Annotated in this window: 28 protein-coding genes; 6 read left to right on the top strand and 22 right to left on the bottom strand. The window is 44.8% G+C overall.

All coding sequences use genetic code 11. From position 1 onward, the window contains the following. Positions 1–40 precede the first annotated feature (40 nt). A complete protein-coding gene (nrdD, locus tag OW495_RS20215; RefSeq protein WP_048613547.1) occupies positions 41–2,161 on the bottom strand; it encodes an anaerobic ribonucleoside-triphosphate reductase in 2,121 nt (706 codons plus the stop codon). 303 nt (positions 2,162–2,464) lie between these two features. On the opposite strand from nrdD, the gene OW495_RS20210 reads away from it, so the two are divergent. Next, positions 2,465–3,340 (top strand): endonuclease/exonuclease/phosphatase family protein, encoded by an 876-nt coding sequence (locus OW495_RS20210; protein WP_289887967.1) that lies wholly within the window; start codon positions 2,465–2,467, stop codon positions 3,338–3,340. Positions 3,341–3,453: 113 nt separating this feature from the next. Here OW495_RS20210 and OW495_RS20205 read toward each other — a convergent pair whose 3' ends face one another. The 5 genes from OW495_RS20205 to OW495_RS20185 form a co-directional block, all read right to left on the bottom strand. Further along, entirely contained in the window at positions 3,454–3,885 is a 432-nt protein-coding gene (locus tag OW495_RS20205) for a YeeE/YedE family protein (RefSeq protein WP_102312020.1), read from the bottom strand. Next, positions 3,885–4,361 carry a YeeE/YedE family protein gene (locus tag OW495_RS20200; RefSeq protein WP_102312021.1) on the bottom strand — a complete coding sequence of 159 codons (477 nt, stop codon included), beginning with the start codon at positions 4,359–4,361 and terminating at the stop codon, positions 3,885–3,887. The genes OW495_RS20205 and OW495_RS20200 overlap by 1 nt, the downstream gene beginning before the upstream one ends. Before the next feature lie 248 nt (positions 4,362–4,609). After that, positions 4,610–5,842 carry a glycosyltransferase gene (locus tag OW495_RS20195; protein WP_102513903.1) on the bottom strand — a complete coding sequence of 411 codons (1,233 nt, stop codon included), beginning with the start codon at positions 5,840–5,842 and terminating at the stop codon, positions 4,610–4,612. Positions 5,843–5,941: 99 nt separating this feature from the next. Next, on the bottom strand, positions 5,942–6,406 hold the full coding sequence (locus OW495_RS20190) for a GNAT family N-acetyltransferase (RefSeq protein ID WP_102513902.1): 465 nt from the start codon (positions 6,404–6,406) through the stop codon (positions 5,942–5,944). Positions 6,407–6,438: 32 nt separating this feature from the next. Continuing rightward, positions 6,439–7,536 (bottom strand): ketoacyl-ACP synthase III, encoded by a 1,098-nt coding sequence (locus OW495_RS20185; protein ID WP_102513901.1) that lies wholly within the window; start codon positions 7,534–7,536, stop codon positions 6,439–6,441. 122 nt (positions 7,537–7,658) lie between these two features. Here OW495_RS20185 and trxC point away from each other — a divergent pair, with 122 nt between their 5' ends. After that, positions 7,659–8,093, top strand: coding sequence for a thioredoxin TrxC (gene trxC / locus OW495_RS20180; RefSeq protein WP_102513900.1), 435 nt, complete (start codon positions 7,659–7,661; stop codon positions 8,091–8,093). 131 nt (positions 8,094–8,224) lie between these two features. On the opposite strand, the gene OW495_RS20175 is transcribed toward trxC, so the two are convergent. After that, positions 8,225–9,886: a GMC family oxidoreductase N-terminal domain-containing protein gene (locus tag OW495_RS20175; RefSeq protein WP_076670826.1), complete on the bottom strand. Its 1,662-nt coding sequence runs from the start codon at positions 9,884–9,886 to the stop codon at positions 8,225–8,227. Then, positions 9,879–11,462: a long-chain fatty acid--CoA ligase gene (locus OW495_RS20170; protein ID WP_102513899.1), complete on the bottom strand. Its 1,584-nt coding sequence runs from the start codon at positions 11,460–11,462 to the stop codon at positions 9,879–9,881. The genes OW495_RS20175 and OW495_RS20170 overlap by 8 nt, the downstream gene beginning before the upstream one ends. Positions 11,463–11,852: 390 nt before the next feature. Here OW495_RS20170 and OW495_RS20165 point away from each other — a divergent pair, with 390 nt between their 5' ends. Both OW495_RS20165 and OW495_RS20160 read left to right on the top strand, forming a co-directional pair. Next, on the top strand, positions 11,853–12,878 hold the full coding sequence (locus tag OW495_RS20165; RefSeq protein WP_102445850.1) for an AraC family transcriptional regulator: 1,026 nt from the start codon (positions 11,853–11,855) through the stop codon (positions 12,876–12,878). A gap of 270 nt (positions 12,879–13,148) precedes the next feature. Further along, positions 13,149–14,300, top strand: coding sequence for an MFS transporter (locus tag OW495_RS20160; RefSeq protein WP_102513898.1), 1,152 nt, complete (start codon positions 13,149–13,151; stop codon positions 14,298–14,300). Between the two features lie 226 nt (positions 14,301–14,526). On the opposite strand, the gene OW495_RS20155 is transcribed toward OW495_RS20160, so the two are convergent. The 3 genes from OW495_RS20155 to OW495_RS20145 form a co-directional block, all read right to left on the bottom strand. Further along, the gene (locus OW495_RS20155) at positions 14,527–14,862 is read right to left on the bottom strand and encodes a helix-turn-helix domain-containing protein (RefSeq protein ID WP_017109589.1); all 336 of its coding nucleotides are present in this window, start codon (positions 14,860–14,862) and stop codon (positions 14,527–14,529) included. Positions 14,863–15,017: 155 nt separating this feature from the next. Next, positions 15,018–15,362 carry a winged helix-turn-helix domain-containing protein gene (locus tag OW495_RS20150; RefSeq protein WP_017109588.1) on the bottom strand — a complete coding sequence of 115 codons (345 nt, stop codon included), beginning with the start codon at positions 15,360–15,362 and terminating at the stop codon, positions 15,018–15,020. Between the two features lie 172 nt (positions 15,363–15,534). Continuing rightward, positions 15,535–16,428, bottom strand: a complete 894-nt coding sequence (locus tag OW495_RS20145) for an AraC family transcriptional regulator (protein ID WP_102513897.1) — start codon at positions 16,426–16,428, stop codon at positions 15,535–15,537. Between the two features lie 50 nt (positions 16,429–16,478). Here OW495_RS20145 and OW495_RS20140 point away from each other — a divergent pair, with 50 nt between their 5' ends. Next, positions 16,479–17,876, top strand: coding sequence for an MATE family efflux transporter (locus OW495_RS20140; protein WP_102513896.1), 1,398 nt, complete (start codon positions 16,479–16,481; stop codon positions 17,874–17,876). 96 nt (positions 17,877–17,972) lie between these two features. Here OW495_RS20140 and OW495_RS20135 read toward each other — a convergent pair whose 3' ends face one another. Both OW495_RS20135 and OW495_RS20130 read right to left on the bottom strand, forming a co-directional pair. Continuing rightward, a complete protein-coding gene (locus OW495_RS20135; RefSeq protein WP_289887961.1) occupies positions 17,973–18,368 on the bottom strand; it encodes a nitrous oxide-stimulated promoter family protein in 396 nt (131 codons plus the stop codon). A gap of 2 nt (positions 18,369–18,370) precedes the next feature. After that, a complete protein-coding gene (locus OW495_RS20130; RefSeq protein WP_102513894.1) occupies positions 18,371–18,886 on the bottom strand; it encodes a GNAT family N-acetyltransferase in 516 nt (171 codons plus the stop codon). Between the two features lie 97 nt (positions 18,887–18,983). Here OW495_RS20130 and OW495_RS20125 point away from each other — a divergent pair, with 97 nt between their 5' ends. Continuing rightward, the gene (locus tag OW495_RS20125; RefSeq protein ID WP_065105800.1) at positions 18,984–19,214 is read left to right on the top strand and encodes a DUF2986 domain-containing protein; all 231 of its coding nucleotides are present in this window, start codon (positions 18,984–18,986) and stop codon (positions 19,212–19,214) included. Between the two features lie 127 nt (positions 19,215–19,341). Here OW495_RS20125 and OW495_RS20120 read toward each other — a convergent pair whose 3' ends face one another. The 9 genes from OW495_RS20120 to OW495_RS20080 form a co-directional block, all read right to left on the bottom strand. Next, entirely contained in the window at positions 19,342–20,265 is a 924-nt protein-coding gene (locus OW495_RS20120; protein ID WP_102513893.1) for an ABC transporter substrate-binding protein, read from the bottom strand. A 2-nt stretch (positions 20,266–20,267) separates the two neighbouring features. Then, positions 20,268–21,143, bottom strand: coding sequence for a metal ABC transporter permease (locus OW495_RS20115; protein ID WP_065206162.1), 876 nt, complete (start codon positions 21,141–21,143; stop codon positions 20,268–20,270). Next, the gene (locus OW495_RS20110) at positions 21,143–21,877 is read right to left on the bottom strand and encodes a metal ABC transporter ATP-binding protein (RefSeq protein ID WP_102513892.1); all 735 of its coding nucleotides are present in this window, start codon (positions 21,875–21,877) and stop codon (positions 21,143–21,145) included. The genes OW495_RS20115 and OW495_RS20110 overlap by 1 nt, the downstream gene beginning before the upstream one ends. Further along, complete coding sequence (locus tag OW495_RS20105; protein WP_065682499.1) at positions 21,877–22,812, bottom strand: zinc ABC transporter substrate-binding protein; 936 nt, start codon at positions 22,810–22,812, stop codon at positions 21,877–21,879. Before OW495_RS20105 ends, OW495_RS20110 begins: the two co-directional genes overlap by 1 nt. Before the next feature lie 45 nt (positions 22,813–22,857). Next, a complete protein-coding gene (locus OW495_RS20100) occupies positions 22,858–23,454 on the bottom strand; it encodes a hypothetical protein (protein ID WP_102513891.1) in 597 nt (198 codons plus the stop codon). Then, a complete protein-coding gene (locus OW495_RS20095; RefSeq protein ID WP_102513890.1) occupies positions 23,451–23,786 on the bottom strand; it encodes a hypothetical protein in 336 nt (111 codons plus the stop codon). The genes OW495_RS20100 and OW495_RS20095 overlap by 4 nt, the downstream gene beginning before the upstream one ends. Before the next feature lie 116 nt (positions 23,787–23,902). After that, positions 23,903–24,739: a DUF4198 domain-containing protein gene (locus OW495_RS20090; RefSeq protein WP_017104777.1), complete on the bottom strand. Its 837-nt coding sequence runs from the start codon at positions 24,737–24,739 to the stop codon at positions 23,903–23,905. 118 nt (positions 24,740–24,857) lie between these two features. After that, positions 24,858–25,376, bottom strand: coding sequence for a DUF2271 domain-containing protein (locus OW495_RS20085; RefSeq protein ID WP_017104776.1), 519 nt, complete (start codon positions 25,374–25,376; stop codon positions 24,858–24,860). Positions 25,377–25,460: 84 nt separating this feature from the next. Next, positions 25,461–26,090, bottom strand: a complete 630-nt coding sequence (locus tag OW495_RS20080) for a PepSY-associated TM helix domain-containing protein (RefSeq protein ID WP_065105805.1) — start codon at positions 26,088–26,090, stop codon at positions 25,461–25,463. Between the last annotated feature and the right edge of the window lie 384 nt (positions 26,091–26,474).

Here is a 26,474-nt window from a genome sequence, read left to right as displayed (position 1 = left end):
ACGCCGATACCAATCTTATTTCTAATGCTCTTAGGCCTGACTAAAGGTGCTTCACGCGGCGTTTAACTTCTTCTTGTTTGCCGAAGTTAAATGGTCGTGCATCAGGGCTACCAAGGTAACCACAAACGCGGCGCGTTACCGACACTTTGGTTGAGTCATGGTTGCCACACTTAGGGCATGTAAAGCCTTTACTCGTACAGTCGAACTCACCGTTGTAACCACATTCGTAACACTCATCAATAGGCGTGTTGGTGCCGTAGTAAGGAACACGTGTGTAGCTGTAATCCCATACGTTTTCTAGCGCTTCGATGTTCTTCTGCATGTTCGGGAATTCGCCGTAACAGATGAAACCACCGCTAGAGATTTCTGGATAAGGCATCTCGAAATCGATCTTATCGTATGGGTTCACTTTCTTCTGTACGTCTAAGTGGAAGCTGTTGGTGTAGTAACCACGGTCTGTTACGCCATCAATCACACCAAACTCTTTGGTGTCGATGCTGCAGAAGCGGCTACATAGGTTTTCACTCGGTGTGCCGTATAGGCTGAACGCGTAACCTGTCTCTTTCGTCCAAGATTCCACTTCACGCTTCATGTACTCCACCAGCTCAAGCGCTTTAGCACGCATTTCGCCATCGTCGTACAGGTGAACGTCTGTGCCGTAAAGTGCTGTCATCGCTTCATGGATACCAATGTAACCAAGAGAAACAGATGCACGGCCATTCTTGAAGATATCGGCAATAGAATCGTCTGCTTTCAAACGAACGCCACAAGCGCCTTCCATGTATAGGATTGGCGCAACACGCGCTTTCACGTTTTCTAGACGAGAAATACGAGTTTCTAGAGCACGACGAGCCAGCTTCAGTTTTTCATCAAGCAGCTCGTAGAACTTAGTCATATCTTGTTTTGCGTTAATCGCGATACGTGGCAAGTTCAAGCTAACTACACCTAAGTTGTTACGTCCTTCATGAATCAACTCACCGTTTTCTTCGTAAGTATTCAAGAAGCTACGGCAACCCATCGGCGTTTTAAATGACCCTGTCACTTCTACGACCTTGTCGTAGTTAAGAATATCTGGGTACATACGCTTAGACGCACACTCAAGCGCTAATTGCTTGATGTCGTAGTTTGGATCTTGCTTCTGGTGGTTCAAGCCATCTTTGATTGCAAATACCAGTTTAGGGAATACCGCTGTTTTGCGGTTCTTACCCAAACCTGCAATACGGTTCTTCAAGATAGATTGCTGGATAAGTTTCGAACCCCAGCTTTCGCCAAGACCAAAACCAAACGTGACGAATGGTGTTTGACCATTAGCGGTGTGAAGTGTGTTTACTTCGTATTCCAGAGATTGGAACGCGTCGTAACACTCTTTCTCGGTACGAGAGATAGCGAAAGCTTCTGGGCTATGAATGTCCCACTCTTTTGCTAGCGATAAGTGCTTCTCATAGCTCGCCATAACGTAAGGTTCTAGAACCTCATCGATACGGTTAATCGTTGTGCCGCCGTAAATGTGGCTTGCCACTTGTGCGATGATCTGCGCGGTTACCGCTGTCGCCGTAGAAATAGACTTAGGTGTGTCGATTTCGGCGTTACCCATCTTGAAGCCATGCGTTAACATGCCTTTCAAGTCGATAAGCATACAGTTAAACATTGGGAAGAACGGTGCGTAGTCTAGATCGTGGTAATGAATGTCACCACACTCGTGAGCTTGTACGATGTCACGCGGCAAAATGTGAGTTTTAGCATAGTGTTTAGCCACGATACCCGCCAGTAAATCACGCTGAGTTGGGATAACTTTACCGTCTTTGTTGGCATTCTCATTGATCAGATCAACATTGCTTTCTTCGATCAAACCTTCAATTTCACGCGTTAAAGCGCTTTGCTTTTCACGTGCGATGTCGCGGTCATGACGATATTCAATGTAAGCACGAGCCAAAGACTTATAAGGTCCCTGCATTAGCTCGTTCTCGACCATGGTTTGAATTTCAGAGATATGAACTTCATCGTAGTCTTCGAGCTTCAACTCAACTGCTAATGCCACATTCAGAGCATAAATAGCAATTTCCTTATCGGCTTTGTCTGATGCTGCTTCCACTGCAGCTTGGATGCGATCTCTACTGAATGGAGCTCTTGAGCCATCACGCTTGATTACGATTGATTTCACCACTTCTCCTTACTCTTGAGGTATTCACAGACTTATCCACAAACACACTATATAGAGCGATTTATCGTTTAACTAACACTAGATATTGTGGCGTATTTAACGAGAACCACCAACTTTGAGTATTGATTTGGATCAATAAAACGCGCACGCTGAACAAGATAAATCCAATATTATTACGTGAGTTCTCAAGTCGAAAAGAAACAATGTAACAATAAAAAAACTGCTAAAAAGAGTTGAATTTTTGGTAAGTGTTGTAGGATAACGGCTCAACTATATTGGACGACAAAATTAGGGATATTTGGAATGAAACGACTTCAAAAGTGGGTAATGCTAGGTTGCTTACTCAGTAGCCACGCATTTGCTGAACCTTTGACCATATCCAGTTGGAATATCGAATGGTTATCAACCAATGTGGCTGTGAATAAGTTTTCTGCCCAACGTGATCAAGCGGATTTCGATAAACTCGAACAGTATTTCCAATCCTTAGATGCGGATGTGGTTGCTTTTCAAGAAGTCGATGACGTAAATGCCATTCAGCGCATCGCGGGTGATCAATATGAAATATTGATGTCTGATCGTTCATTGCCAAAAAACAGTAACCGACAATTCAAAGAAGTGAACCAATATACGGGCTTCGCGGTGCGTAAGGGAATCGCTCTCACTGACTACGCTGACTTTCCTCTGGAAACGAGTGCCAACAGCAAGCTTAGGTTTGCTAGCTATATGGTTGTAGAAACAGATACAAAGCCAATTCACATGTTGTCAGTGCATTTAAAGGCGGGTTGCAGCGGCGCGTATAAGTCTAACCGCGACTGTTCAAGGCTCAAAGACCAAGCTCAACAACTGAATAAGTGGATACAGCAAAGAGAACGTAAAGGCGAAGACTACGCGATTCTGGGCGACTTTAACCACAACCTCTCCTATACAAGAGATTGGATGTGGAAAGATATGACGCAAAACACCGATGCTCAATTGGCAACAAGAAAAACTCGAGCAGATTGTAAGGTTCGCTCAAATCGTAATAACCACCGCACGCACCAGTTCCGTTCTGTAATAGACCATATTGTAGTGAGCAAGTCGCTAAATGCTTCTCCTGCTAAGCAAAAGGTCTTTGAAACGCAAGATGTGTTGGACTACAAACTCAGTGACCATTGCCCAGTTTCAACGACTATTAAATAGTAGATTTTAGATAACGGTAGATATAGAAAGAGGCTGACTGGCTTTTTTGCTAAAAGCGAGTCAACCTCTCAAATGTTCATATCAAGTCTATCTGATAAGCGATAGACGCACTGCTAGCAAGTTTTATTCGTTCGACCTGCCAGCCACATTCCCACCAGCATGCTAACCATAAACACCCATACCGTCGGGTTGCCGCCACTTAGGCTGGTTACCGCAGGGCCAGGGCAAAAGCCTGCAATTCCCCAACCTAAACCAAAGGCAGTTGAACCTAGAATCAGCTTTCTGTCGATTAGTGAATTGTTACGGCTATCTAACGACTCGCCATTGATCGCTTTAGCACGCTTTTTAATGACCAGATGATAAAACGGAGCGAAGACCAACAGCGCGCCGCCCATGACGAATGCCAAACTCATGTCCCAGTTACCGGTAATGTCTAAGAAGCCGAGTACCTTCTCAGGATCAACCATGCCTGAAATGATCATTCCTGACCCAAACAGAATACCTGCGACCAAGCCGATAACGATAGTAAATAAAGCGTTTTTCATTATGCCCCCAAACCAATCTGGTTCTTGATAAACACGGTTACAATTGCCACACCCATAAACACACAGGTAGCAACAATAGATCGTTTAGACAGGCGTGCCATTCCAACAATGCCATGGCCGCTGGTACAACCGTTCGCTGTTTTGGTACCGAAGCCCACCAAGAGGCCAGCAATAATCACCAAAGCGATCTCCATCTCTTCCAACTGTGGAAGTTGGTAGCCCGTCGGAATCAATAGCCAACCACTTACGACCATTCCCACAACAAAGGCAATGCGCCAGTACTTTTCGGTCCTCTCAATGTTGCAGTCCGAAACTGCTTGAGAAGCCTTACTTGCATTATTGTCCGAGCCTAATGGCAATAGTCGGCTAACAATACCGCTGATTCCTGCTACTCGCCCTATTCCTAACATAAGAATAATTGCCGACGCGCCTAACAACATGCCACCGAACAATGCATCCCAAGGTATTAAACTCATCACCGACCTCTCCTATCTAACAACTCGAATCTAACTCGTTACTGCTTAAATTTAACTCGTCGCAACTTTAAATTAGGCTTTACTAATAAACATAGATTAGAGTTTACTAATAAATATAAATTAGTCAATGCTAATGTATTGCTAGTATGTTTCGGTTTGTAAGTCTGGAATTAATAAGCGTCCTACATGAAAAAAGCCCCTAGGCGTTAACCTAAGGGCTTATTATTTGATTCAGTTTATTGTGTCTGTTACTTAGTCTTGTTCTTTTCAGCTATCCACTGCGACATGTACTTAGTGCTCGCCATGCTGTGGTGCTTAAGCATCGAACCAAAGAAGTTATCCAGTCGATGAGATTCAAGATCAGACTCTAACGCAGTTAATCGCTCAATCAATGTGTCGCCCAGTTGATTCTGTTCATAGTGCGCTTCAAGAATTGAATGACACTGACTTTGAGCCTTGAGCCACTTCTCTTCATCGTTATAAAGAGCAACAGCTTGTTCAACAAACTCGTCAATATCGTCTGCAACCGCGCCCGGCCATTGCAAATCACCTTGCGGCAACATGCCTTCACTACCAATTTCATTGGTCACGTTTGGAGTTTGAAGCTTCATCGCATCAAGCAACTTACCTTTAATGCCCGCGCCAAATCGTAGCGGTGCAACACACACACGAGCTTGCTCCATCACTTCTTGAGCGTCTTTAGCCCAACCTTTTATATGGAAACCGGTCTTAGGGTTGTGCAAAGCCGTTGCTTTCGGCGGTGGGTAAGATCCGTAAATATGAAGTTCAGTGTCAGGTAACTGCTTGCGAATCTTCGGCCAAACCTTTTGTAACTGAAGCACCGCATCCCAGTTCGGTGCGTGTCTAAAATTACCTATCGTCATGAAATGCTTACGTTCTTCAAAGCTTTTCGTGCTTTCAGGCAGCGTATTGAGGTCAACCATGAACGGGAGATGATGTAGTAACTTTGGATCGATATTGAACTCAGATTGGAGCAATTCCATCTCGTAGCTTGAGATGATCAACGAAAGATCACAGCGCAGAATCGCTGCAATTTCACGTTTCGCTAAATCACTGTAGAGGTGTTCTTTCGTTAACTCTGTCTCTTTCTTAACAGCTTCATGTCGAGCATTGCGTAAAAACTGTAAGTCTTCCGTATCCAGTAACTTAAATGCATTCGGGCATACTTTCTCAACACGCCAACCAAACTGCTCTTCCATCATGAAACGGTCAAACATCACGACATCGGGTTGCAGCTCTTCGATATACTGGTCAAAGCTATCGCAATTTAACTGTATGGATTGGCTTGTGATGCCCTCTTCAGAGAGATCGATCATGTGCTCGGTTTCTTGAGCTGGCGTTGCAAATTCAACGGACCAACCTTGTCTCTTGAACAGGCGTAAAAGAGACATCATATGGCTGCCCGCCGCCGATGAATTCGGTTCTGGCCAAACGTAGCCAATTACTAAAACTTTCTTCAAAACACTTCCTAAGAAATAACAAAAGGGACTGTAGAAGTCCCTAATTAAACGTAAGTCGATTTATACCGCTGATTATAATGAGTTCTAAAAACTCAGCGATCAGATTCGCTCACCTACATTGCGAGCTATCATAAGCACTTCATCAGCTGAGTACAGGTTTGAAATCGTGGTTTCGACTTCTGCACCCAACGTAGATTGATAAAGCTTTTGTGCAAAGTTGTCTGCTCTGGTGGTCACTAGCACGTGTTTGAGCGTCGAGCCTTGATCCGCCAAATGCTGTTTTACCTGCGGCAGGGAATCTAGAATCAGCGTTTTACCCAATCCTTGCCCCTGCGCGCTTGGTAACACGGCAAGTTGCTCTAGCTCCAAAACAGCCTCAGGTCTAAACCCACTCTTTTGAACCCAAATAATGTAGCCGACAATTTCGCCATCGCTTTCAGCAACAAAGTTAAGAAAGCGTGGTGAAGCGTTTAAGTTACATTGTAACCAAATTTTTGAGTTTTGCTGTCGAACAAAAGTAGATTGGTGAACTAAAGCCGCCCCATCGAGGTCGGCTTTCGTCATAAGACGTACTTTGACGACTGTACCCATCAACGTTATTCGCTCGCTGAATTCGGGTGTGTTTTACAGTGTAAAATGGCTCTTTCTAGAAGCTCTAAAGCAGATTTGTCGGCTTCTGGAAGCTTAGCATCTGATTGACCTAGCGGCTCAACACGGCTACCCCATTTAATATGGCCAGCACCCCACGTCAAACCCGCACCAAACGCTGCAACAAGAATATTGTCGTTAGGCTTAACGAAACCTTGCTCTAGCGATTCACACAATGCGATTGGTACAGTCGCAGCGGATGTGTTGCCGTAATTTTGGATGTTAACAAACGCTTTCTCGCGATCGATACCCGCCATATCACAGAGAGTTTGAATGATTCGGATGTTCGCTTGGTGCGGAATCACAACGTCAATGTTGTCGGTTGAGATACCAGTGCGGCTCAATACTGTGTGTGCCGCTGCACCCATGCCTTTCACTGCACGTTTGAAGATCTCTTTACCAACGAAGTCAAAGTCCCAATAACCGTTGTCAGCAGCAAAGCGATCCATAGATGTACCGAATTTTGGTACCGCTAGAATATCGCGGCCTTCGGCGTCACAACCGATCTGAGCTTCTTGTAAGCCAACTTGTTCTTCGGTGCGAGATAGAACCACAGCGCCAGCGCCATCACCGAAAAGAACCGCGGTATCACGCTTGGTCCAATCAATGAAGAATGACAGACGTTCTGCGCCCACAACGATAGCGTTGCGGTAGTTACCCGCTTGAATCAGTCGAGTCGCCGTTTCAACACCGTAAATGAAGCCAGTACACGCTGCATTAAGGTCGAAAGCCGCTGCACTCTTAATGCCTAGGTTCTGTTGAACCTTAGACGCAGTGTTTGGGATCAGTGAGTCTGGGCTGCACGTCGCGATGATAACAAGATCGATATCTTCAGCAGTTAGGCCAGCACACGCCATTGCATGCTTCGCTGCAACAGTCGCAAGTTCAGAGGTATTTACATGACTGATACGACGGTTTTCGATACCAGTTCGAGTTCGAATCCACTCGTCAGACGTATCAATGAAAGTGCTTAGATCATCATTGGACAGCACGGCTGGTGGCAGACACTTTCCCCAGCCAGTAATGTCGGCGTAAAATTTTGTCATCATTTACCTGTTTATTGTTTGTTTTTATTTAAGTATCGTACTCTAGTTTTAAACAGTATAAGCGCTCCGTGCGTGATTCGTAAATCGCGTTAGACACGGAGTTACAATAAAAAGAGAAAGTTATGTCTACATTCAACACATGTTGCCCTTCTTGTAATGGCGTAAACCGAGTTCCTTCAGAAAGAATTTCAGAAAGCCCAACCTGCGGTAAATGCAAAACAGCATTGCTCGATGGTGCTCCTATCGAGGGAACGTCACTTAATTTCCAATCTATCTTGAACAGTTCACAGCCTGTGGTTGTCGATTTCTGGGCAACATGGTGTAACCCGTGCGTGGGCTTCGCACCCGTGTTCAGCGACGTTGCAAAAGAGCGTTCTGGAGATGTTCGATTCGTTAAGGTTGATACTGAAGCTCAGCAACAGCTTGCCGCGATGTACCAAATCAGAAGTATTCCGACGGTGATGGTGTTTAAAGATGGCAAACGTGTCGATACGATTAACGGTGCGTTACCAAAAGGCCAATTTGATCAATGGCTTAATCAAGCTCTGACCAAATAGACCCGTATTTTATATCGCTTTTGATTTAGCTGGTGCTTGAAGAAGCGTACAAAAAAATAGGTTAGAGAGCCTTACCAAAATAAGACTCCCTAACCTACTGTAAATCAATCAGTTATCTCTGTTTCTCTTAATTATACAACCATCTCGTCTTCTGCCTGTTCATTGGTTTGTTGCTTAGCTTGTTGTTTGCTAAATCCGTATTGATCTTTGATCTGATCTGCAACTTTTTCGGCAATCATAATGGTTGGCGCATTGGTATTCGCTCCCACTAATGTCGGCATCACAGAAGCATCAATGACTCTTAAGTTATTCAACCCATAGACTTTAAGGTCTTTATCTACCACGGCCAACGAGTCATCATTAGCTCCCATTTTGCAGGTTCCCACTGGGTGATACTGGGTATCCGCACGGTTACGAATATCTTGCTCGATAGCCTTATCGTCACTTGCGTCGACTGGGTAAAAAGCATTGCCACGGATATCATCAAACGCCGAGCTCTCTAGCATTTGATACTGTTTCTTCCAGCCCTTAATCATAATCTCCATGTCTTCTGGATGACTGAAAAACGCAGGGTCGATCTTAGGCGGATCATAAGGATCACTACTATTGAGCGTTACGGTGCCTATGCTTTTCGGTCGTAGCAAGGTGACGTGGGAGGTAAACCCATGACTGGTATGTATTTTTCGGGCATGGTCATCAACCACAGCGACGACAAATACAAACTCTAAATCCGGCACGGCGATATGATCTTCTGAACAGAGAAAGCCTATCCCTTCTGCAAAATTACTGGTCATCTTGCCACGACGCTCTTTGTGCCAGAGCGGTAAGGCTTTGGTCATTTCAGAGGCCATTTGCAACGAGATACCGAAAGTTTCACGTTTTTCACTACATTTGTACGAATGTACTAAGTCGATATGGTCTTGAAGGTTCTTACCCACTCCAGGCAACTCATGAACCTGTTCAATACCATGCGCCTCCAATTCACCTTTAGCGCCGACACCCGACAATAACAGCAGTTGGGGGGAACCAAAGGCGCCAGCGGATAGAATCACTTCTTTGTTGCATCGGATCTGGTAACGCTTGCCGTTAGAACCATATTCAACGCCAACCGCCTTCTTGCCTTCAAACAAGACCTTATGCGAAGTTGCCTTGGTCACGACAGTGAGGTTTGGTCTAGCAAGGTTTGGCGTTAAATAAGCCTTGGCAGCACTGCATCGTTCGCCATTAATTTGAGTCACCTGAGTCGGCATCGCCCCAAATTGTGCCGCACCATTGATGTCTTCATTACGAGGAACCCCTATCGACTCACACGCCGTTAAGTAACGTTCCAACATCGGGCTTGGCGATCGAAGGTTAGCCACATTCAATGGACCACCTTGGCCGTGATACTCATCTTGGTGGACTTCGTTATTTTCTGCTTTCTTAAAGTAAGGCAGACACGATTCATAATTCCACTCGGTGTTACCCAAGCTTGCCCATGTGTCGTAGTCGTAACGGTGCCCACGAGCGTACATCATGGCATTGATAGAACTAGAGCCGCCAAGTGTCTTACCTCTCGGTTGGTACCCTTTGCGGCCGTTCAAACCCGGTTGTTCAACGGTTTCAAAAGCCCAATTATTCAGTTTGGTTGGCATCATTGCCACCACGCCGACCGGTGTATGAATGAATGGGCTCGTGTCTTTACCGCCCGCTTCTAACAAGCAAACAGTGACATTCGAATCTTCCGACAACCGCGAAGCCATGACACAACCCGCAGAACCACCGCCAACAATAATAAAATCATAACTATCCATTGGTCATCTCCGCTATTTCTAGTGGGTGTAATTCTCGTTTCAAAATTTTGCCTGTCGCCGTCATTGGTAGCGCTTTACGAATGAACACCTTGCGAGGGTATTTGTAGTCGGCTAATTGTTCACGACACCAAGCTATCAGTGCTTCGCTATCACATTGTGTATGTTCATGAAGCACCACATGCGCATGAATCTCTTCACCTAGGCGATCATGATGCTCACCCACAACGGCGACCATTTCGATATCAGGATGGCACATCAAAACTTCTTCAACTTCGCGCGGATACACGTTGTAACCACCACGGATAATCATGTCTTTGACTCGGTCAACAATGAACAAGTTGCCGTGCTCATCGGTGCGTCCGATATCTCCGGTTAGGAACCAACCATCTCTAATGGCTTCCGCCGTGGCTTCTGGTCTTTGATAGTAGCCTTTCATGACACTTGGACTTTTGATGCAAACTTCGCCCAATTCACCCATGGCGACTGAGTTACCTTGAATGTCTGTAATCTTAATAAGGTGACCACACAAGGGTTGACCAACACTGCCCGACAAGCGATCACCATCAATATGGTTAAAGGTAGCAACTGGCGCAGTTTCAGACAGCCCATAACCTTCCAATACTGGAAGTTCGAATCGAGATTCAAATTGACGAATAACCTCAAGCGGCATAGAGGCACCGCCAGACACGCCAAGCCTTAAGCTGTGTTTGACTTGTTCAGAGCGCTCTAACGACTCTTCTCCTGCTCGCAACAACGCGATATACATAGTAGGTACGCCCGCAAACACACTGACTTTGTGGCTAATAATCTGCTCAATCACAAACGATGGCTCAAAACGCGGAATCAATACCATGGTTGAACCCGTTAACACACTCGCGTTCATCATGACGGTCTGGCCGAAACTGTGGAATAAAGGGAGCGTGGCCATTGTCGTATCGCTGTATTCCAATCTCATCAAATATTGTGACGACATCGCATTGGTTTGCATGTTGGTGTGTGAAAGCTCGGCGCCTTTTGGCTGACCTGTAGTACCTGAGGTATACAGAATTACAGCTGTATCATCACCATTGCACGCCACAGACTCAAACGAAGCCAAAGGTTGTGCCATCCAGTCGGTAATCGATTCATGTTGCTGATGTGCTTCTGAAGGAGTTCCTGAGCTTGTTGGGATTGGCATCTCAATAAAATGTTCACACTGATTTGCCTGCTCGAAGCCTTGTAATCCATAGCGTCCAATTGGCAGCTCTTCACTGCCCTCAAAGCATAAATAAGCTTTCGCATCTGAATCATTGAGGTGATAAGCGATCTCTCTGGCCTTGAATAACACATTCAAAGGCACCACCACACAGCCCGCTTTTAGAATCCCGTAATAAGCGATTGGAAAATATGTGATGTTCGGACACGACAACGCGACCTTATCTCCCTTCTTTAACCCGAGTCTTTTTAGATTCGCGGCCACGTTTCCAGAAAGTTGTTCTAAGTGAGAAAAGCTGACTTCATCCGATCCCATACGCAGAGCGGCTTTAGTTGGAAAAAGCGAAGCGCTGCGCTCCAAGTTAACAGCAAGATTGTGCATCCATGATCTCCTTATTCGGCTTAGACCTGTTAATCACAGTCACCGTAGACGTTTTAATCGTTGTAATAAGTGTTGTCTTTATTGCTATCAAAGCCTGCACATTGGCGTGTCATGTAGGTAAGAATATTTATTGAGCAAAATAGTAGTTATTGAGCAAAATGTTTGAGACGTTCCAATATGCAATCCATCAAATTACAACATTTTAATAACATTTCGAACAGGTTTCAAAAAGACAAAAACCGGTGATATTCGGACACCGCTCTATCAAGCCTTGTAAAACCTTGCACACACAAAGCAAAAATTTGAACAAGCTTGGGAAAGTGAGAACAGGCGACAAGCGAAAATGTTAAGAGTTCGGTTAAGATGGCAATATTCAACAAGAGGCATCCTATGGAATACACCGCAGTCTATGAACCCGATATGCAAGCATTCGGCATTCTTGATCTTCAGTTACTGCATCGCTATATGTCACCCGCCCTCAATATCGAAGCATTATTGGAAGGCAGTAACATTGATGCTCTGCAGCTCAACACGCCAGACACCCACATTACCTTGGCGCAAAAGTTGGCGGTTTTCAGTAACGCATTGGCGAATACTGATGAAGGCGGTTTAGGGTTAAGAGTCGGCCAACAAGCACGGTTTAGCGACTTTGGTGTTCTAGGTTATGCAGTATTCAGTAGTGAAACGCTGTTAGATGCTTTGCTGATTGGATTTAAATATCTGCAGCTTGCTGGCCCTGTACTTAGAAAAACGATGTCAGTAGAAGATAACGTTGGATACTTTAGAGCCGAGCAACTGATCGACTTGGACTCGCTGCTGCCATTTTGTTGCGAATATTGGTTCACCGCAATTCAAAGCCTGTGTGAAGAAGTACTGCAACAGCCATTCCCATCCCAAGTGATCCGCTTCCCTTACCCGAAGCCAGAATACGGCGACCTCTACACAGAGATTTTCCGTTGCCCCGTTGAATTCAATAGTGATCGCCTTGAATGGCAGTTTGATGCAACAAGTTTGTACTCGCCTCTTCCTACCGCCAATACCATCACACTGCAGATGTGTCTGAAATCGTGTGACGACATGTTGGCAAAAGTCAGTGCGTCCACCAGCCTAAAAGAAAAAGTCTCTCAAATGCTGCTAGAGAGACCTGGATGTTACCCTTCGATAGAATCTATTTCATCAGAATTGGGGATGTCTTCTCGAACGCTGCGCCGGCACCTCAAAGCCGTCGATACGAGTTACCAGAAGATACTTGACCACGTTCGTTTTCACCTTTCTCGACACTACCTTTCTTCAACTCAAATGAGCATTGAAGAAATATCTGAGCGCGTTGGGTTTTCAGACAGCGCTAACTTTCGACATGCCTTTCGCAAGTGGAGTGGAAGCTCGCCCAGACAATACCGAAAAGAAGTGGTCTAACACGATTAGACGCCCTAAATTAAAATCTGGTGAATACAACGAATCTCTCTCCCTCTTTCAAATTAAATAGTCGTTTGAACAACGCTTTATCGGCTATTTAACCGCAGAAAATATCGCGAAAACATGAAATATCACAACGGTATTTTAGCCAACAAACACGATAAATTTCTTTTATCTTCACGACCATTTTTATTCGTTTTACCCAATCCAGTTTCTCCCCCATAGTCGCGGAAAATTCATCGTTTCTTTCACTATTTAGAGGCTCCTGCATTGGACAACATCCAACCAACAACTCGCATAACTGTTCCTGTTATTGCATTGTCTTTTTACGCGATCGCTTCAGGCTACTTAATGAGTTCATTACCATTAATGCTGTCTGAGTATGGCTTAGACAGTAATCTATCGAGTTGGTTGGCGAGTGCCTTTTATGCAGGTCTTTTAGCGGGTACGTTATTGATTGAGCGTGCGATCGCTCGCGTTGGTCACAAAGACGCGTTCGTCATCGCATTGAGTGTCTTCATTGCAACGATCCTTGTATTGCCATTGATCCCACACCAAGCGGTATGGCTATTAGCTCGCTTTGTGGCTGGTGTGGCTGTTGCTGGTATCTTCGTGATTGTAGAATCTTGGCTAATGAGCGGTGATGAATCTCAGCGTGCGAAACGTTTAGGGGTTTACATGTGTTCGCTATACGGCGGTTCTGCCGTTGGTCAACTTGGCATTGGATACCTTGGTATTACAGGCGGCGTGCCTTTCATTGCAATGTTCACCTTGTTGTTTGGTGCGATCATTGTGTTGATGTACGGACAAGCGACAGCACCACAAATTCACGATGCTAAGTCTCTATCACTGAAGCAAATCAGCAAACTGAGCCACAGCGCACTAATTGGTTGTATTGTATCGGGGCTAACACTTGGTTCTATTTATGGCTTGATGCCTGTAGAACTGGCTCAGCGCAACATCGCACACCAAGATATTGGTGGTTTGATGGCCTTAGTAATTGTGGGTGGTATGGCTGTTCAGCCGATGGTGACATGGTTATCTCACCACATAGGACAAGTGTTATTAATGGCTCTGTTCAGCCTACTAGGGGTTGCAAGCATTGGTGTACTAACGATAAACCATGATTTCTACGTACTAGGCATGAGCCTATTCGTACTGGGCATGGCAACATTCGCACTTTACCCAATTGCGATTAACTTAGGTTGTCGTAACTTAGACCCAAGCTATCTAGTGTCAGTGACTCAGGTTATGCTGTTGTGTTACAGCATCGGTTCAGTCGCAGGGCCATTAGTTGCAGATAGCTTTATGGACTCTCAAGCAGGACTATTTACTTACCTGTTTGCGTCTCTGCTAGCGACAACGATTTACATGTTAATCGCAAGCCTAAAGCGCTCTCCTCTACAGATTGCTGGCGAGTGATATAGCAGGTAATGAGTAAATCGCAGGGAGTAAATGGTAGATAATTGGTTAAACAGTTCTGACCATTCTAAACGAGTCGATATTATTGGGGCTCTTCACTAAAGGCTATTAGCCTGAAGGAAGCGCCCTTTTTGATACGTAGGGGGGACTAACGCTCAATATATTGAAATCGTTCGATTTATCAAAACTATGTTAATGACGAAAACGCTGCTGAAGCAAATGCTATTTAAGGCTGGAAAACGTAACCTTCACCAGTGATCGTTAAGATCAAACCATCACCTAAAATTGAGCGTATCTCAGAAATAGCGACAATTACCGATGAATTTGTGACTTTCTCACTTTCCCAACCGATATTCTTAAGCTGACGAACACTGAATAACTGTCCGCGATGCCGATTCATAAATAAAATGATTTTTCTGTACGCTAATGGCATCGTTCCAAGCACATAACCATTGTCAACGTTTCGTATGAGCTTCGTATTTAGCTCAATAACCTTACCGTTTACCTCCAATACCGCATTGCTTTCAACTTTATTACCTTCAATTACTGGGTAAGTATCCATATTCATATTCCCTAACAGAGCAACCAACGACACAACTTCATTAAGAGATGTGTTTAATAACGTCACTTATAAATGGACGTTTAAAATCGAAGATAATGAAAGTGGCGTATACGGTAAAGAGATTAAATTTTTATTATTAGAATATGAACAGATTATCAACAGCAGGAGTCAGTCTCTAACATATAACCTTCATTAGGTATGGTGTAGATGAATTTACAGTCTATCATTCCGCGTATTTCATAAATAGCCACAAGCACAGAAGCCGAAGTGACAGACTTGCCAGCCCAGCCAACACGCTTCAAAATATCCTTGCTGATCACCTCACCTTTATTCTCGTAAAGATAAAAAAGTACCTTACGATGAGGCTCGGATAACGTCCCGACAATCGAACCACAGCCAGCTTTTCGGACAAGTTTCGTTTTCGTATGGAATTCTCTCATATTAATTACGATTTTTCTGTCTGATTCAAAGTCGAGTATCTCTGTCGCATCTTGTGGCATCACTAACCTCTAATTTTGTAAGCCTTAACCATGGTCATAAAAGTAGGAGGAAAGTACATAACGTCAGCGGCGAACAATACAGTAAATTTACTGCATTGCGCCGTTATTAGATGTTGTAAATGAACACTGTTTTATATTATGTATAGATTTGATGCTTCAACAGTCCCACTGTTTAGCCTGAGACCCGATGACTCTTTCGATATTGACTTGGCGATAAACCAAAATGCTTTTTAAAGCGATGTGAGAAATTATATGGGTCTTTATAGCCTAGACGATTGGCTATCATCGACACCGACCAATCTTGCTGCTTCAACAAACTGGTCGCTTTGTCCATCCTCAACTGAATCAATTTGCTGCGCGGAGAAACATTGAACAGCGACTTCGTTACTCGATTTAACTGCTCTTCACTAATAAACACACGCTCGGCCATACCAGATACTGTCCACGCTAAATGCAGACTGCTCTCGATTTCGTTGTATAACGCCTGAACACGTGCCGTGGTGCTAGTCGATTTGGGCTCAAAGCCCGTTAAGGTTCGAATGATCTCGCTCATGAGCAGTTTTCTGTAACTTGCACGGCCACCAATTTCAAAGTGAACCAAATTCATCAGCGACCAGATCTGTTCACACTGTCCAAAAGGCACAATGTTCTGACCTAAACTCGCAATATGCTGCCATTGCGGGGTATCGGGCGTCAGCATCCACGCCATTTTCCAATAGTTGTATTGAGGATCTAGTTCAAAGCGAAATGGGGTTTCCGCAGGAAGAACCACCAGCGTGTATGGCGTAATCGCTTGTACTGAGGTTGCGGTGGTTAGGATTCCGCCCCCTTCTTGAGTAAAAATTAGCGTATGAACGTTTACGGATTCACGTTCAACCCAATACGCGTCATATAACTTCGCCATGCCACCCATGTAAACACCACAGCTTTTCATTTCTGGGATATCTTCAACGGTCAAAAAACGTTCTTTGCAATGTTCCGCGAGAAAAACATCATCATGCCAAGTTGATTTAGGCTTCATAGTCTCAATGACGGATTCGCACAGGTTTTGTTGTTTTTTAAACATGTTGTTACTTCGCTCAAATCACTATAGTTCTGCCATAAATCGGAGAGCTTATGACAACTAACATCAACCCTAACTCATCTATGAATAACAAGCCAGAGAGTATCTTACCTCGTATCGTTAAGCTTGGTTTACCTGTTGCTTTGCAAAGTGCGCTGGTTGCTATTCTTGCCCTTGCTGACGTATTAATGGTCAGTGATTTTGGCATGGAAGCAGCGGCGGCTGTGGGAATTGCATCAAAATGGCACTTCGTTGCTATTATGATTATGGCAGGGTTGGCCTCAGCAAACGGAACATTAGTCGCTCAATACTGGGGAAAGAATGACCGAAAAAGTGCGCGTACCGTGTCATCTATCGCAATGGTATTTGGATTAAAAATTCTGCTGCCTGTCACTGCAATCATCACTCTTGGATCCCAGTTTTTAATGATGTTGCAAACCAGCGATCAAACTGTCATTGAACTTGGTGCAACTTACCTTTGGTATGGCTTCCCTGTTCTGCTGCTGACTCATATTGTGGTCGTGGTAGAAGCAAGTATGCGCTCATCAGGTGACACTGTAACACCACTATTGTTAGGTGGTGTTACCATTGCACTCAACATTGCACTTAACTTCATTCTAATTAAAGGAGTTTTCGGCATTCCAGCAATGGGCGTTGCGGGTGCGGCATTGGCGACAACCTTAGCGCGATTGATTCAAGTGGGCTTGATGTATAGCTACATGCGTATGCGTAAACATTGGCTGTTAACCACTCCAAGCTCACCACATCGTCCGTCACTGTGGCTGTCTTACCGACGTATTGCATTGCCGCTAACCATGAATGCCGTGTTGTGGGCAATGGGTACTATGGCATACCAAATGATCTTCGGTCACATGGGCACAACAGAGCTGGCGGTTTTCTCGATGCTCGCGCCGTTCGAATCGCTGTGTTACTCAATATTTTTTGGTATTTCGGTAGCGTGTTCAGTATTGCTTGGCCATTCGCTGGGCCGTGATGAATTTGATGACGCGATGAGCATGGGCCTAACGTTCATAAAGGCAGTAATTGGATTTGGTGCAGTTGTCGGCCTTCTCCTCTTCCTAGGCAAAGAGCACGTATTGAGTTGGCTTAACTTAACAAACGAGAAACTATACCCACTCGCCGCGCCAGCAATGATGATCATGTGCTTTGCTGTCGTAATTCGCATGCTAAACATGGTAATCATCAACGGAATTATTCGTGCTGGTGGTGACAATGCATTCTGCCTACGCATGGATTTCATCGCTATGTGGATGGTTGGCATTCCAGTGTGTGTTTACGGCGCATTTGTCGCTGGATGGGATTTCAAATACATCTATGGTCTGATGTTGGTAGAAGAAGCGGTGAAACTGGCCATCTGTTCACACCGATACTTGAGCCGACGCTGGATCAATAACCTGACGGTTACCTACGAAGAGCCTCAAGCGGCGTAATCTCTTACGTTCTAGGTTAAGACATCGATATAAAATCAAAAGGTCTGAGAAATCAGACCTTTTTTCGTTTCGTCAGTAACTGATTTAAAGCGCCAGTTACTTCTTGTTCATTCGGATATGTCGATTAGACACATTCGGCAGTGGCTTCTCTGGCACTTTCCGTTTCTCATGAATCAAATGCCTGATCGCTAAAATCGGATGCTTAAGTAGCATTCTTGGCCCTGCATAGCGCATCACTAAACGCATCTGCTCTTTCGGGTCAGGTTTATAGCAATGAATCGGACACTTATTACAGGTCGGCTTTGCTTCGCCATAAGGGCATCTATCAAGTCGTGTCTCTGCATAACGCAACAGTTGCTCACACTCTTCACATAACGCGTTATTCTGACGAACCGCACCGTGGTGATCTTTACAGTAGATGTGCACCATCGCAATAACGGTTTTGTACTCCGTTGTGAGTTCGCCTTGTAGAATGTTGTTATGTTGGAACATGATTAATTACCTAATGAGAGACCGTACAGGTTGAGATTGACGCTTTCATTAATCGTCTCTTCAACTCGTTCGAACACGAAACCTAACTTAGTCAGTAGTGCGATACTTCGAATGTTATCAGAGGTTGTGATGGCAACTAAATGATCGATATCAGCATTATGCTTAGCTTGTTCCATTATCGCTTGTGCCGCTTCCAATGCAAAACCTTGGCCATAGACTTCAGGGACAAAACCATAGCCGATGTCATGAGACTCTAAGTTATCTCGTTTGATTAATCCGCATACTCCAATTGGCGTTGAGGAATCTTTAATTTCAACCACCAATAAGCACACACCTTTCTCTTGATGCATTTTGAGAATGTTGTTTTCGATGTATTCAACAGCCTTGTCAGTATCAGTGTTCTCCTTGTCTCCGATGTAACGCAGGAAATCTTCTGAGCTATATAATCGCTGGATAAACGCCGCATCTTGAGGTGTGATCATTCTTAATCGTAAACGAGCGGTCTCGACTGCCTGCATAGTGATATTTTCCTTGCTGAATACCATGTAAATATTGAGTTCTAGATCTAAAATGATTATCCTCCACCGCATAAACTAAATACAAGGCTATGCAGCAATGAACCGTAAGAAAAAAATCAATCAAATTCTAAAGAAAAGACAGAAACAGGCGAATTCTAAACTGCATGGTAGCAACAAGCCTCGCTATATTTCTAAAGCTGATCGCGCAAAAATGGAAGCTGAAGAGCAAGCGAAAGCCGCTCTAGAACAAGCAGAAGGATCTGTAGAAGTAACTACTGAATCTGAAGAAGCTGGTATCGAAACTGAAGAGACAAAAGCTGCAGAGTAAATCGTAAACTCGCAGTACTCTTGTCTAGCTCTCCGAACAAAGCCATTAGACAAGAACGAAAAAAGCAGCCTCTATTTGGGCTGCTTTTTTGATCCTACCTTATTAACCTAGCGACTTAGCTATTCAATTAACCTTTGAATGGTTTAACTTCCCAACGTGCGAACGGCGCTTTTGCATTAATCCCTGCTCTTCCCCAACGGTCTACCGAGTCAACAACAAGAATCCGCTCATTAGGCACCAGTGACTTAATCAAAGTCGTAGGCTTTTTCGCTGTGACTAACCATAGCGCGTCGTCCTCTGAAAACATCGCTTTAAGCTTCGCTTTATCTTCCTCTGTCCATTCCAGTTCTGCTTTAAACATACGCTCTTCAACAAACAGCTGACTACCAGAGGCGAAATCTTCCAAGCTTTCTGAAAGCAGCAATACTGAATCTACGTCGTTATCTAGCAATACTGCTTGCTGCTTGTTGATCAGTTCACGAACATCCAACATCACACGTTGTAGGTTGCTATCAATCGTCTCTGCTTGCGTTGGCCACAATAACTTAAAGTCGTCAGCCACAATTGCCGCCATGCGCGTTAAGTTAGTTGGGTTTAACCACGCGAACTTAGACACATCACCACTCGATAACGTCAGCGCAGCGACACCTTGTGCGCGTGGAGTAATCGCTTGAGCCGCATCCACCTCTACCAAACGGATGTTGCCCTGCCTTGCGTATACAAACGTAGGGTCAGCTTGCCAGATCGATGACAGTGTTACTGCAACGGTCGCCTTTTCACCTGACTTAAGCACCTTACTTGAGCCCTTAGTACCAAACCAGTTAGGCAAACGATCAATGCCGTAGCGTTTTGGTGGTAGGTATTCGGTCGTAATGTCGGTGCCTTTGGTTAGCTCTGTCGCCAAGGCATAAGTCACAGGCGTACTGGTGAGGATATCCTCGGCATTAGCGCTGATAGACACCATTGAGCCAGCCAACAATAGGCTACTTAGTGCGCCAGCTTGAGTCGTTGCCTTCACTGAACTTGAAATACGATTCATTAAAGAGGTCATGATTATGCCTTTCTTACAATTCGGTATAGCGTTGCTGCTAGGAAAAACGTTGCAGAAACGATGATGATTGAAGCGCCTGATGGCACTGGAAGTTTAAGTTCCATCGGTAATACCGTTCCCACCAAACACGCGATGGTTGCCAGTAACGCAGACAGTAAAACAAAGCTGCCCATGCGTTTAGTCAGCAATCGAGCGGTCGCACCTGGAATCAGCAATAACGCACCCACTAAAACCGCGCCCACGATCTTTACGGCTGCAATTGTCACTAGAGTGATCATCATGACAAACAGGTAGTCGTAGAAACTGGTGTTGTAACCACGAACCTTGGCAATATCAGGGCTGATACAAGTCAAGAGAATGCGGTTGAACGTCGGTATCAAGAGCAAGATGATGATCGCGCAGCTGCCTGCAAGAATCGCTAAGTCTTGGTCTGTTACGGTAAGAATCGAGCCAAACAATACGTTTTCAAGCATGTGGATGTTGATCTTACGAGCAACGTACATCAATAACGCCGCACCTACTGCCAACGCTAGCGCTAGAAACACACCGACTAAGGTATCGTATGGTACGTTGGTTCTATTTCTTACAAAGTGAAGCAACAGCGCGAAGATCATACAGAAGCTAAACAGACCAATAATTGGGTTTTCTGGTGGCTCGCCAAGCAAAACACCGATAGCGATGCCGGTTAATGCTGCGTGACCAACGGCTTCTGAGAAGAAAGCCAAACGCTTGGCAATCACCAAAGTACCAAGGCCACCTAACAGAGGACCAAGCAATAACGCTGCAACAAGAGCATTCACCATAAAGGCATACATGAAACTGTCTGATAACCAGCCCGCTTCCACACCACTAATGGCAAGTTGTCGTAACCAATCCATTACGCAACCTCCTTCGATTTGGTCATGGCAGAGCCACTGCTGTAGTGCTGGAACAGGCTCTCAATTTTGCTTGGGTGCAGCACTTGTTCATGTGGGCCACTATCAACTAAGAATCGATTCACAACATGTACATTCGCTTCAAGGCGACGTACTGCGGTTACATCGTGGTGAACGGCAAGAATCGTACGACCTTCATCAACACATTCACGAATCAGAGATTCAAGATAACGAACGCCCTGCTCATCCATGCCAGTCGTAGGTTCATCCAACACCAACAAACTTGGGTTATCCAATAGCGCTTGTGCAAACAACACACGTTGCTGCTCGCCACCCGATAACTGACCCATACGGCGGTCGCTACGAGTCGCCATTCCCACACGCTCCAATTGCGCTAATGCGAGATCCAACTGCTTAGACTTACGACGCCAAAATAGCGGAATTCGAGTTTGGTTAAGCAGTACGAAATCCATTACCGTCAGGGGTAAGCTCGATTCGAAGGTCGCTTTTTGAGGTACGTAACCAATACTCGGCTTTTCTGGCCAATGAATATTGATTTGCCCAGAGAAAGGCGTCAAACCAAGAACAGAACGCAGCAAAGAGGTTTTACCTCCGCCGTTTGGCCCCATGATCACATGGCACTGACCTGCTTTAAGTTCTAATGAGATATCGTCAAGAATGACGTTGTTGTCGTATTGCAGACCAAGTTGATTGATTGAAATTGATGGACCTAGCATTATGCGTTCCCGCTTTTAGCTTGGTTCGCCGCCGCAAACTTCATTGCTTCGATTAACGTCTCTAGGTTCTTCTTCATTTCAACTGCGACTTTGTCGTCTTCATATTCGCCGTGCGTCATATGAGAGAAACGGTAAAGCTGAACGCCCGTTTCCGCTTCAATGGTGTCAACAAAACGGTTTGGCATGTTGAGCTCATAGAACAGAACATCAATACCCGACGCGCGGATCTTTTCGATCGTCTCTTGCAGTTGGCTAGCACTTGGTTCAACACCGTGTGCCGGCTCAATTACCGCCGCCACATCTACACCAAACTCTTGAAGGATGTAACCATACGCATTGTGGGTGGTAGCAACCTTCATGCCTGATGTATCGAGTTCGCCTAATGACAACATCGCATCGCGCTTCATAAAGCGAAATTGCTTGGCGTATTTACGCGCGTTCTTACGATAAAACGCCGCATTGTCAGGGTCGAGCTTAGAGACTTCGCTCGCGATAGTGTAAACCTTTTGAATCGTTGTCGAGAGCCCAACAAACGTATGCGGGTTCACAGCACCTTGACCAACAGACTGGCCTAATGCAGGAAGCAAAGGCACTTCTTTGTTTGCTTCGATAACCACTAAGTCATCACGTTGCGCGGCTGAAATCACCTTAAGCGCGAAGTCATCGTGACCAATACCGTTTACCACGATCGCATCCATCTGGCTCAATCGCTTTAAATCATTCGGTTGTGGCAAGTAGTTATGCGGATTAAAGCCAGCATCAACCAATGGAAGGATGTTCACTTTGTCACCGACCACCGCTTTTACGTAGCTGTAATAAGGCTGAAGGGTTATGCCAATCGTCAGCTTGTCGCTATCGATCTTGTATTCTTTTGCCAATGCATTGGGTGTCATTAACACCGCCAATAACGACATCAATAGAGTCATAATTCGCATAGTAAATCTCTTATTATTAGTGAGCATTTTTGTAAACCGGATTGTTTAATGAGAAGAAGCATCATGCTGATCAGCAACTTCTGACTCATTCACCACCAATTTCCAACCTGCTGATTCCAGTGTATTTTCATCAAATCGAGTAGGCTGTTTTGCTACACCACCGAAGTAGATCCAGATTTCAGGAGAGACACTGTTCGCGTTTAAAATAAACGAGTCTGCAAAGCCATGTTCGCTTTGTGCAGCATATTCGCTTGATGTAGCGTGTTCACTTGGCGTAGAAAAGTAGTAACCACGCTCGTCCAATAACCAAGTATGAGAACCTTTGCGCTTCCAACTCTGGTCTTCAACAAAAGGCGCGACCCATTCATCTTTAAGTGACATAACACTTGGCCATTCGCCGTCTGAGTCCATACGCAGGTCGCGAATCTCTTCATGCGCCAAACGTAGCTCTGATAGCATCGCCAAGTTTTCTTGTTCAACATCGGTCACCAGAATTTGATGATCAAGTACCGCTTTCACGTGGGATTCTGCCTGATGAAATGGGATCGCGAGCGTGGCAAAGCTCAGGATGAATACAATGATCAGCCCTACCCATTTACCTTCTCTGCCACCCGTATCAGCACGTACGCCTTGAATCATCATTTTTCGCTGATCTCAACAACGTCGACTTCAACAGGAAACTCGTGGCCTGAATCGAATACAAGGTAAAACTCAGTGTCAGGATTTGGGAATTCGACGATAGAACGCTTATCCGTCATCTCTTTTGCAATCAAGTTGTCTTCGTAATCGTACATCTCAACCGCGTAATCAATCGCTTTACTGCCATCAGAATAACCCGCTTCACAGGCCACGGTTTTGCCTTCAAACCAGCAACTCATCAGTGGAAAGTGTGCTTGCGCAGGTAATGCAGCGAAACCAAGTCCCAGTGCCAAGCATGGAGTCATTATCGATTTTAGTTTTGTTTTTATTGTCATGGTTCGTACCCTAGCCACAGTGCAAATTCTCAGAAGTAAACTGAGCGATAAAGGGCTCAAATGAGCCCTTAAGATTTTTGGTTGCTTAATCAGGGATCGAGCCCTGATATCACAGATTATTGAAGCAGTGCTTCGAACGTTAGGTGAACGTTCGCGCTTGCTTTGTCAGCCAGCGGGTTGTCAATCAACTCACCTTTGTAGTTCGCTTTCATTACGTAACGACCCGCTACGTCTGGAGTGAAGGTAATTTCACCGTTCTCGTCACTCACAACATCAATCTGCTCTTGGTGGTTACGGTAAAGTGTGCCTTCACGAGTGATCTCCGCTTTCACGTCTTTCTGGATTTCACCGTTGTAGAAGAATTGGAAAGTCACCGGTTCACCTTCAATGATGTCTGAAGGGTGCGTGACTGGCTTCATTTCAAGTAGCTTGCCTTCAATCTTAAATACTGAATCCGATGGCTTACCCACTGTGATGTAGCTTTCTGCACGGGTGAAACTGATTTGTGTTACCACGTCACGCGATTTTTCAGGAAGAACTGAATCACGTTCCGCTTTGTTTGCTTTGACCCATTTCACTGTGTCACGACGACCCGCTTTGTATTGCGTGTAGTAAGAAGGCTCATTGTTTATCGCAACTTTGTGCGTACCTTCTTCTTCGAAGTAGAAATCAAAGATTGAACGACGTTTACCACGAATAACAAAGTTAGGACGCTCGCTGCGACCGTCTGGCATGATGACATGAGCGTTTTCACTGCCTGCTGGCTTATCGAAAACGAACGTACCATGAGACGCAGTCACGTCGAACGTTAGCCAGTCACCACCTTCTTTAGACACGGTAAAATGAGACGGCAGGATCCAACGCGGGTGAGCTTGCGCTGTAGTCGTTGCTGCTAGTCCGAACGCCATAACACCTGCTAGTGCAAGTGCCTTAATTTTTGTCTGTTTCATCATGTTCAATTCCATTATTTATAATTGTTAGCCGTGTCGCTCTATCTGAGCCTACGATGACCACTGTCTATTCTGTTCAGCTTGGTTTTAGTTCGTACTTACTAGTTACTATTCGCACTTACTATTTAGCGATGTAGTTCAGAGTGATTTCACCCGTCTCTTCCGTTGCCTTTAGCTCATAGGAAGCATTTGTATCCGTTAGTGATACTTTTTGACGAAGGTAATTACGGCCACCGTGTTCGCGAACCACTTCGATATGAACCGTGTACTCGCCCTGTTCTAGAGTTTGACCATCATCGCTCTTACCATCCCAAACGAAACGGTACTGGCCAGCTGGGCGCGTTGCGGATGTCACAGCGTCAACGAGTTCACGGTCGTAACGTCCCACTTTTCTCCACCAGCTACGTAAATCTTTAAGCCATTCATCTTTACCGACCCACAGCTCAATGGTTTTCACTGACTTTCGTTCGCTGTTCTCTACCCACACCGCCACATAAGGACGCGCGTACATAGAGGTATCAATCTTTGGAAGCTTAAAGTTCACATCAAGTTTTGCCGTATCAGGGATCGCTTGTGCCATACCTAGGCTTGGCAAAAGAGATAAAGCAAGAAGCGCCTTGCTCCAGTTCATTTTTTTCATGTTTAACAACCTTTTAAATCCGTTTAACCTTTAGTTCGCTCTTCAAGCTGATTCATCAAGCAGACTCATCAACCTAATGGAGGGTTAAGGTACGGCGACAAAATAGATAGCAAGTGAGATTGCAGACCCAAATACCGTCCATTTAATGGAGGTATTGAGCGTTTTTTTCTTAGGTAACAGTAAGCACACGCCAGTAAGCACAAAGAAGATCATCAGTAGCGCAGTGATATCGATAAACCATTTCCAAACTTCACCGCTATTACGCCCTTTGTGTAGGTCGTTCAACAGTGCGATAACGCCGTAATTGGTGGTTTCGACTTCCACCATTTCAGACGTCACGTCAACGAACACAGAAGCGTTGTAGCCTGGTCCTTTGAAGTCCATAGACACTTCACCGATGAGTAACTCACCGCCTTCAATCTCTGCGTAGATGTCTAAACCTGAAGGAACGCCAGATAGGTTGGCTTCTTCAAACAGAAACGTTTCAAAGGCCTTTTCATCGGCTTTTAATCGCCCGTCTTGGATTGAAAATAAACTTGTAGGAAGCGTTAACGTAGACCGTTGGATATTGGGTTGTGTTGATTCAAATAACTCAGGTCGATTAAGGGTGATACCTGTCACTGAGAAGAAAAGAACAACGAACAGAAGCGCCATTGAAATATAAACATGAAGTCGACGAGCCCATGATTGAACCGCCCTACTTTTTAACGACATACAAACCAATACCTATAAATTTTATGGCGACAATTTAGTTGATAATCATTCGTATTGGCATTCAATTTACATTGTTTACGTTTGCCGAGCAGCGTAAGGAAATTTACATAACATTACATGGGAATTAATCGAACTGTTTGCATATTCTTGCTAACTTGTATTAGAGGCAATCGATAAGTTGTATTTGAGCTAACTGATAACAAGCTCAAGCCTCAAAAAATCTCAATCTCAACATGCTTGATTGAGATTAGTTTAAGGTAGCAATAGTGGCTTTAACGATTGAGAATTGGGACTATTCGGCGATTGGTTCACTTTAAAGATCAACAAACAATAAATTCGTCAGTGGATGTACGTTGCCAACAAGTAGAATCAACAACCGACGAA

The organism is Vibrio sp. 14N.309.X.WAT.E.F5 (assembly GCF_030397615.1).
Classification (GTDB): Bacteria; Pseudomonadota; Gammaproteobacteria; order Enterobacterales; family Vibrionaceae; genus Vibrio; species Vibrio lentus.
Note: the sequence above shows the minus strand (reverse complement) of the source record. Positions and strands in the feature narration are given on the sequence as shown.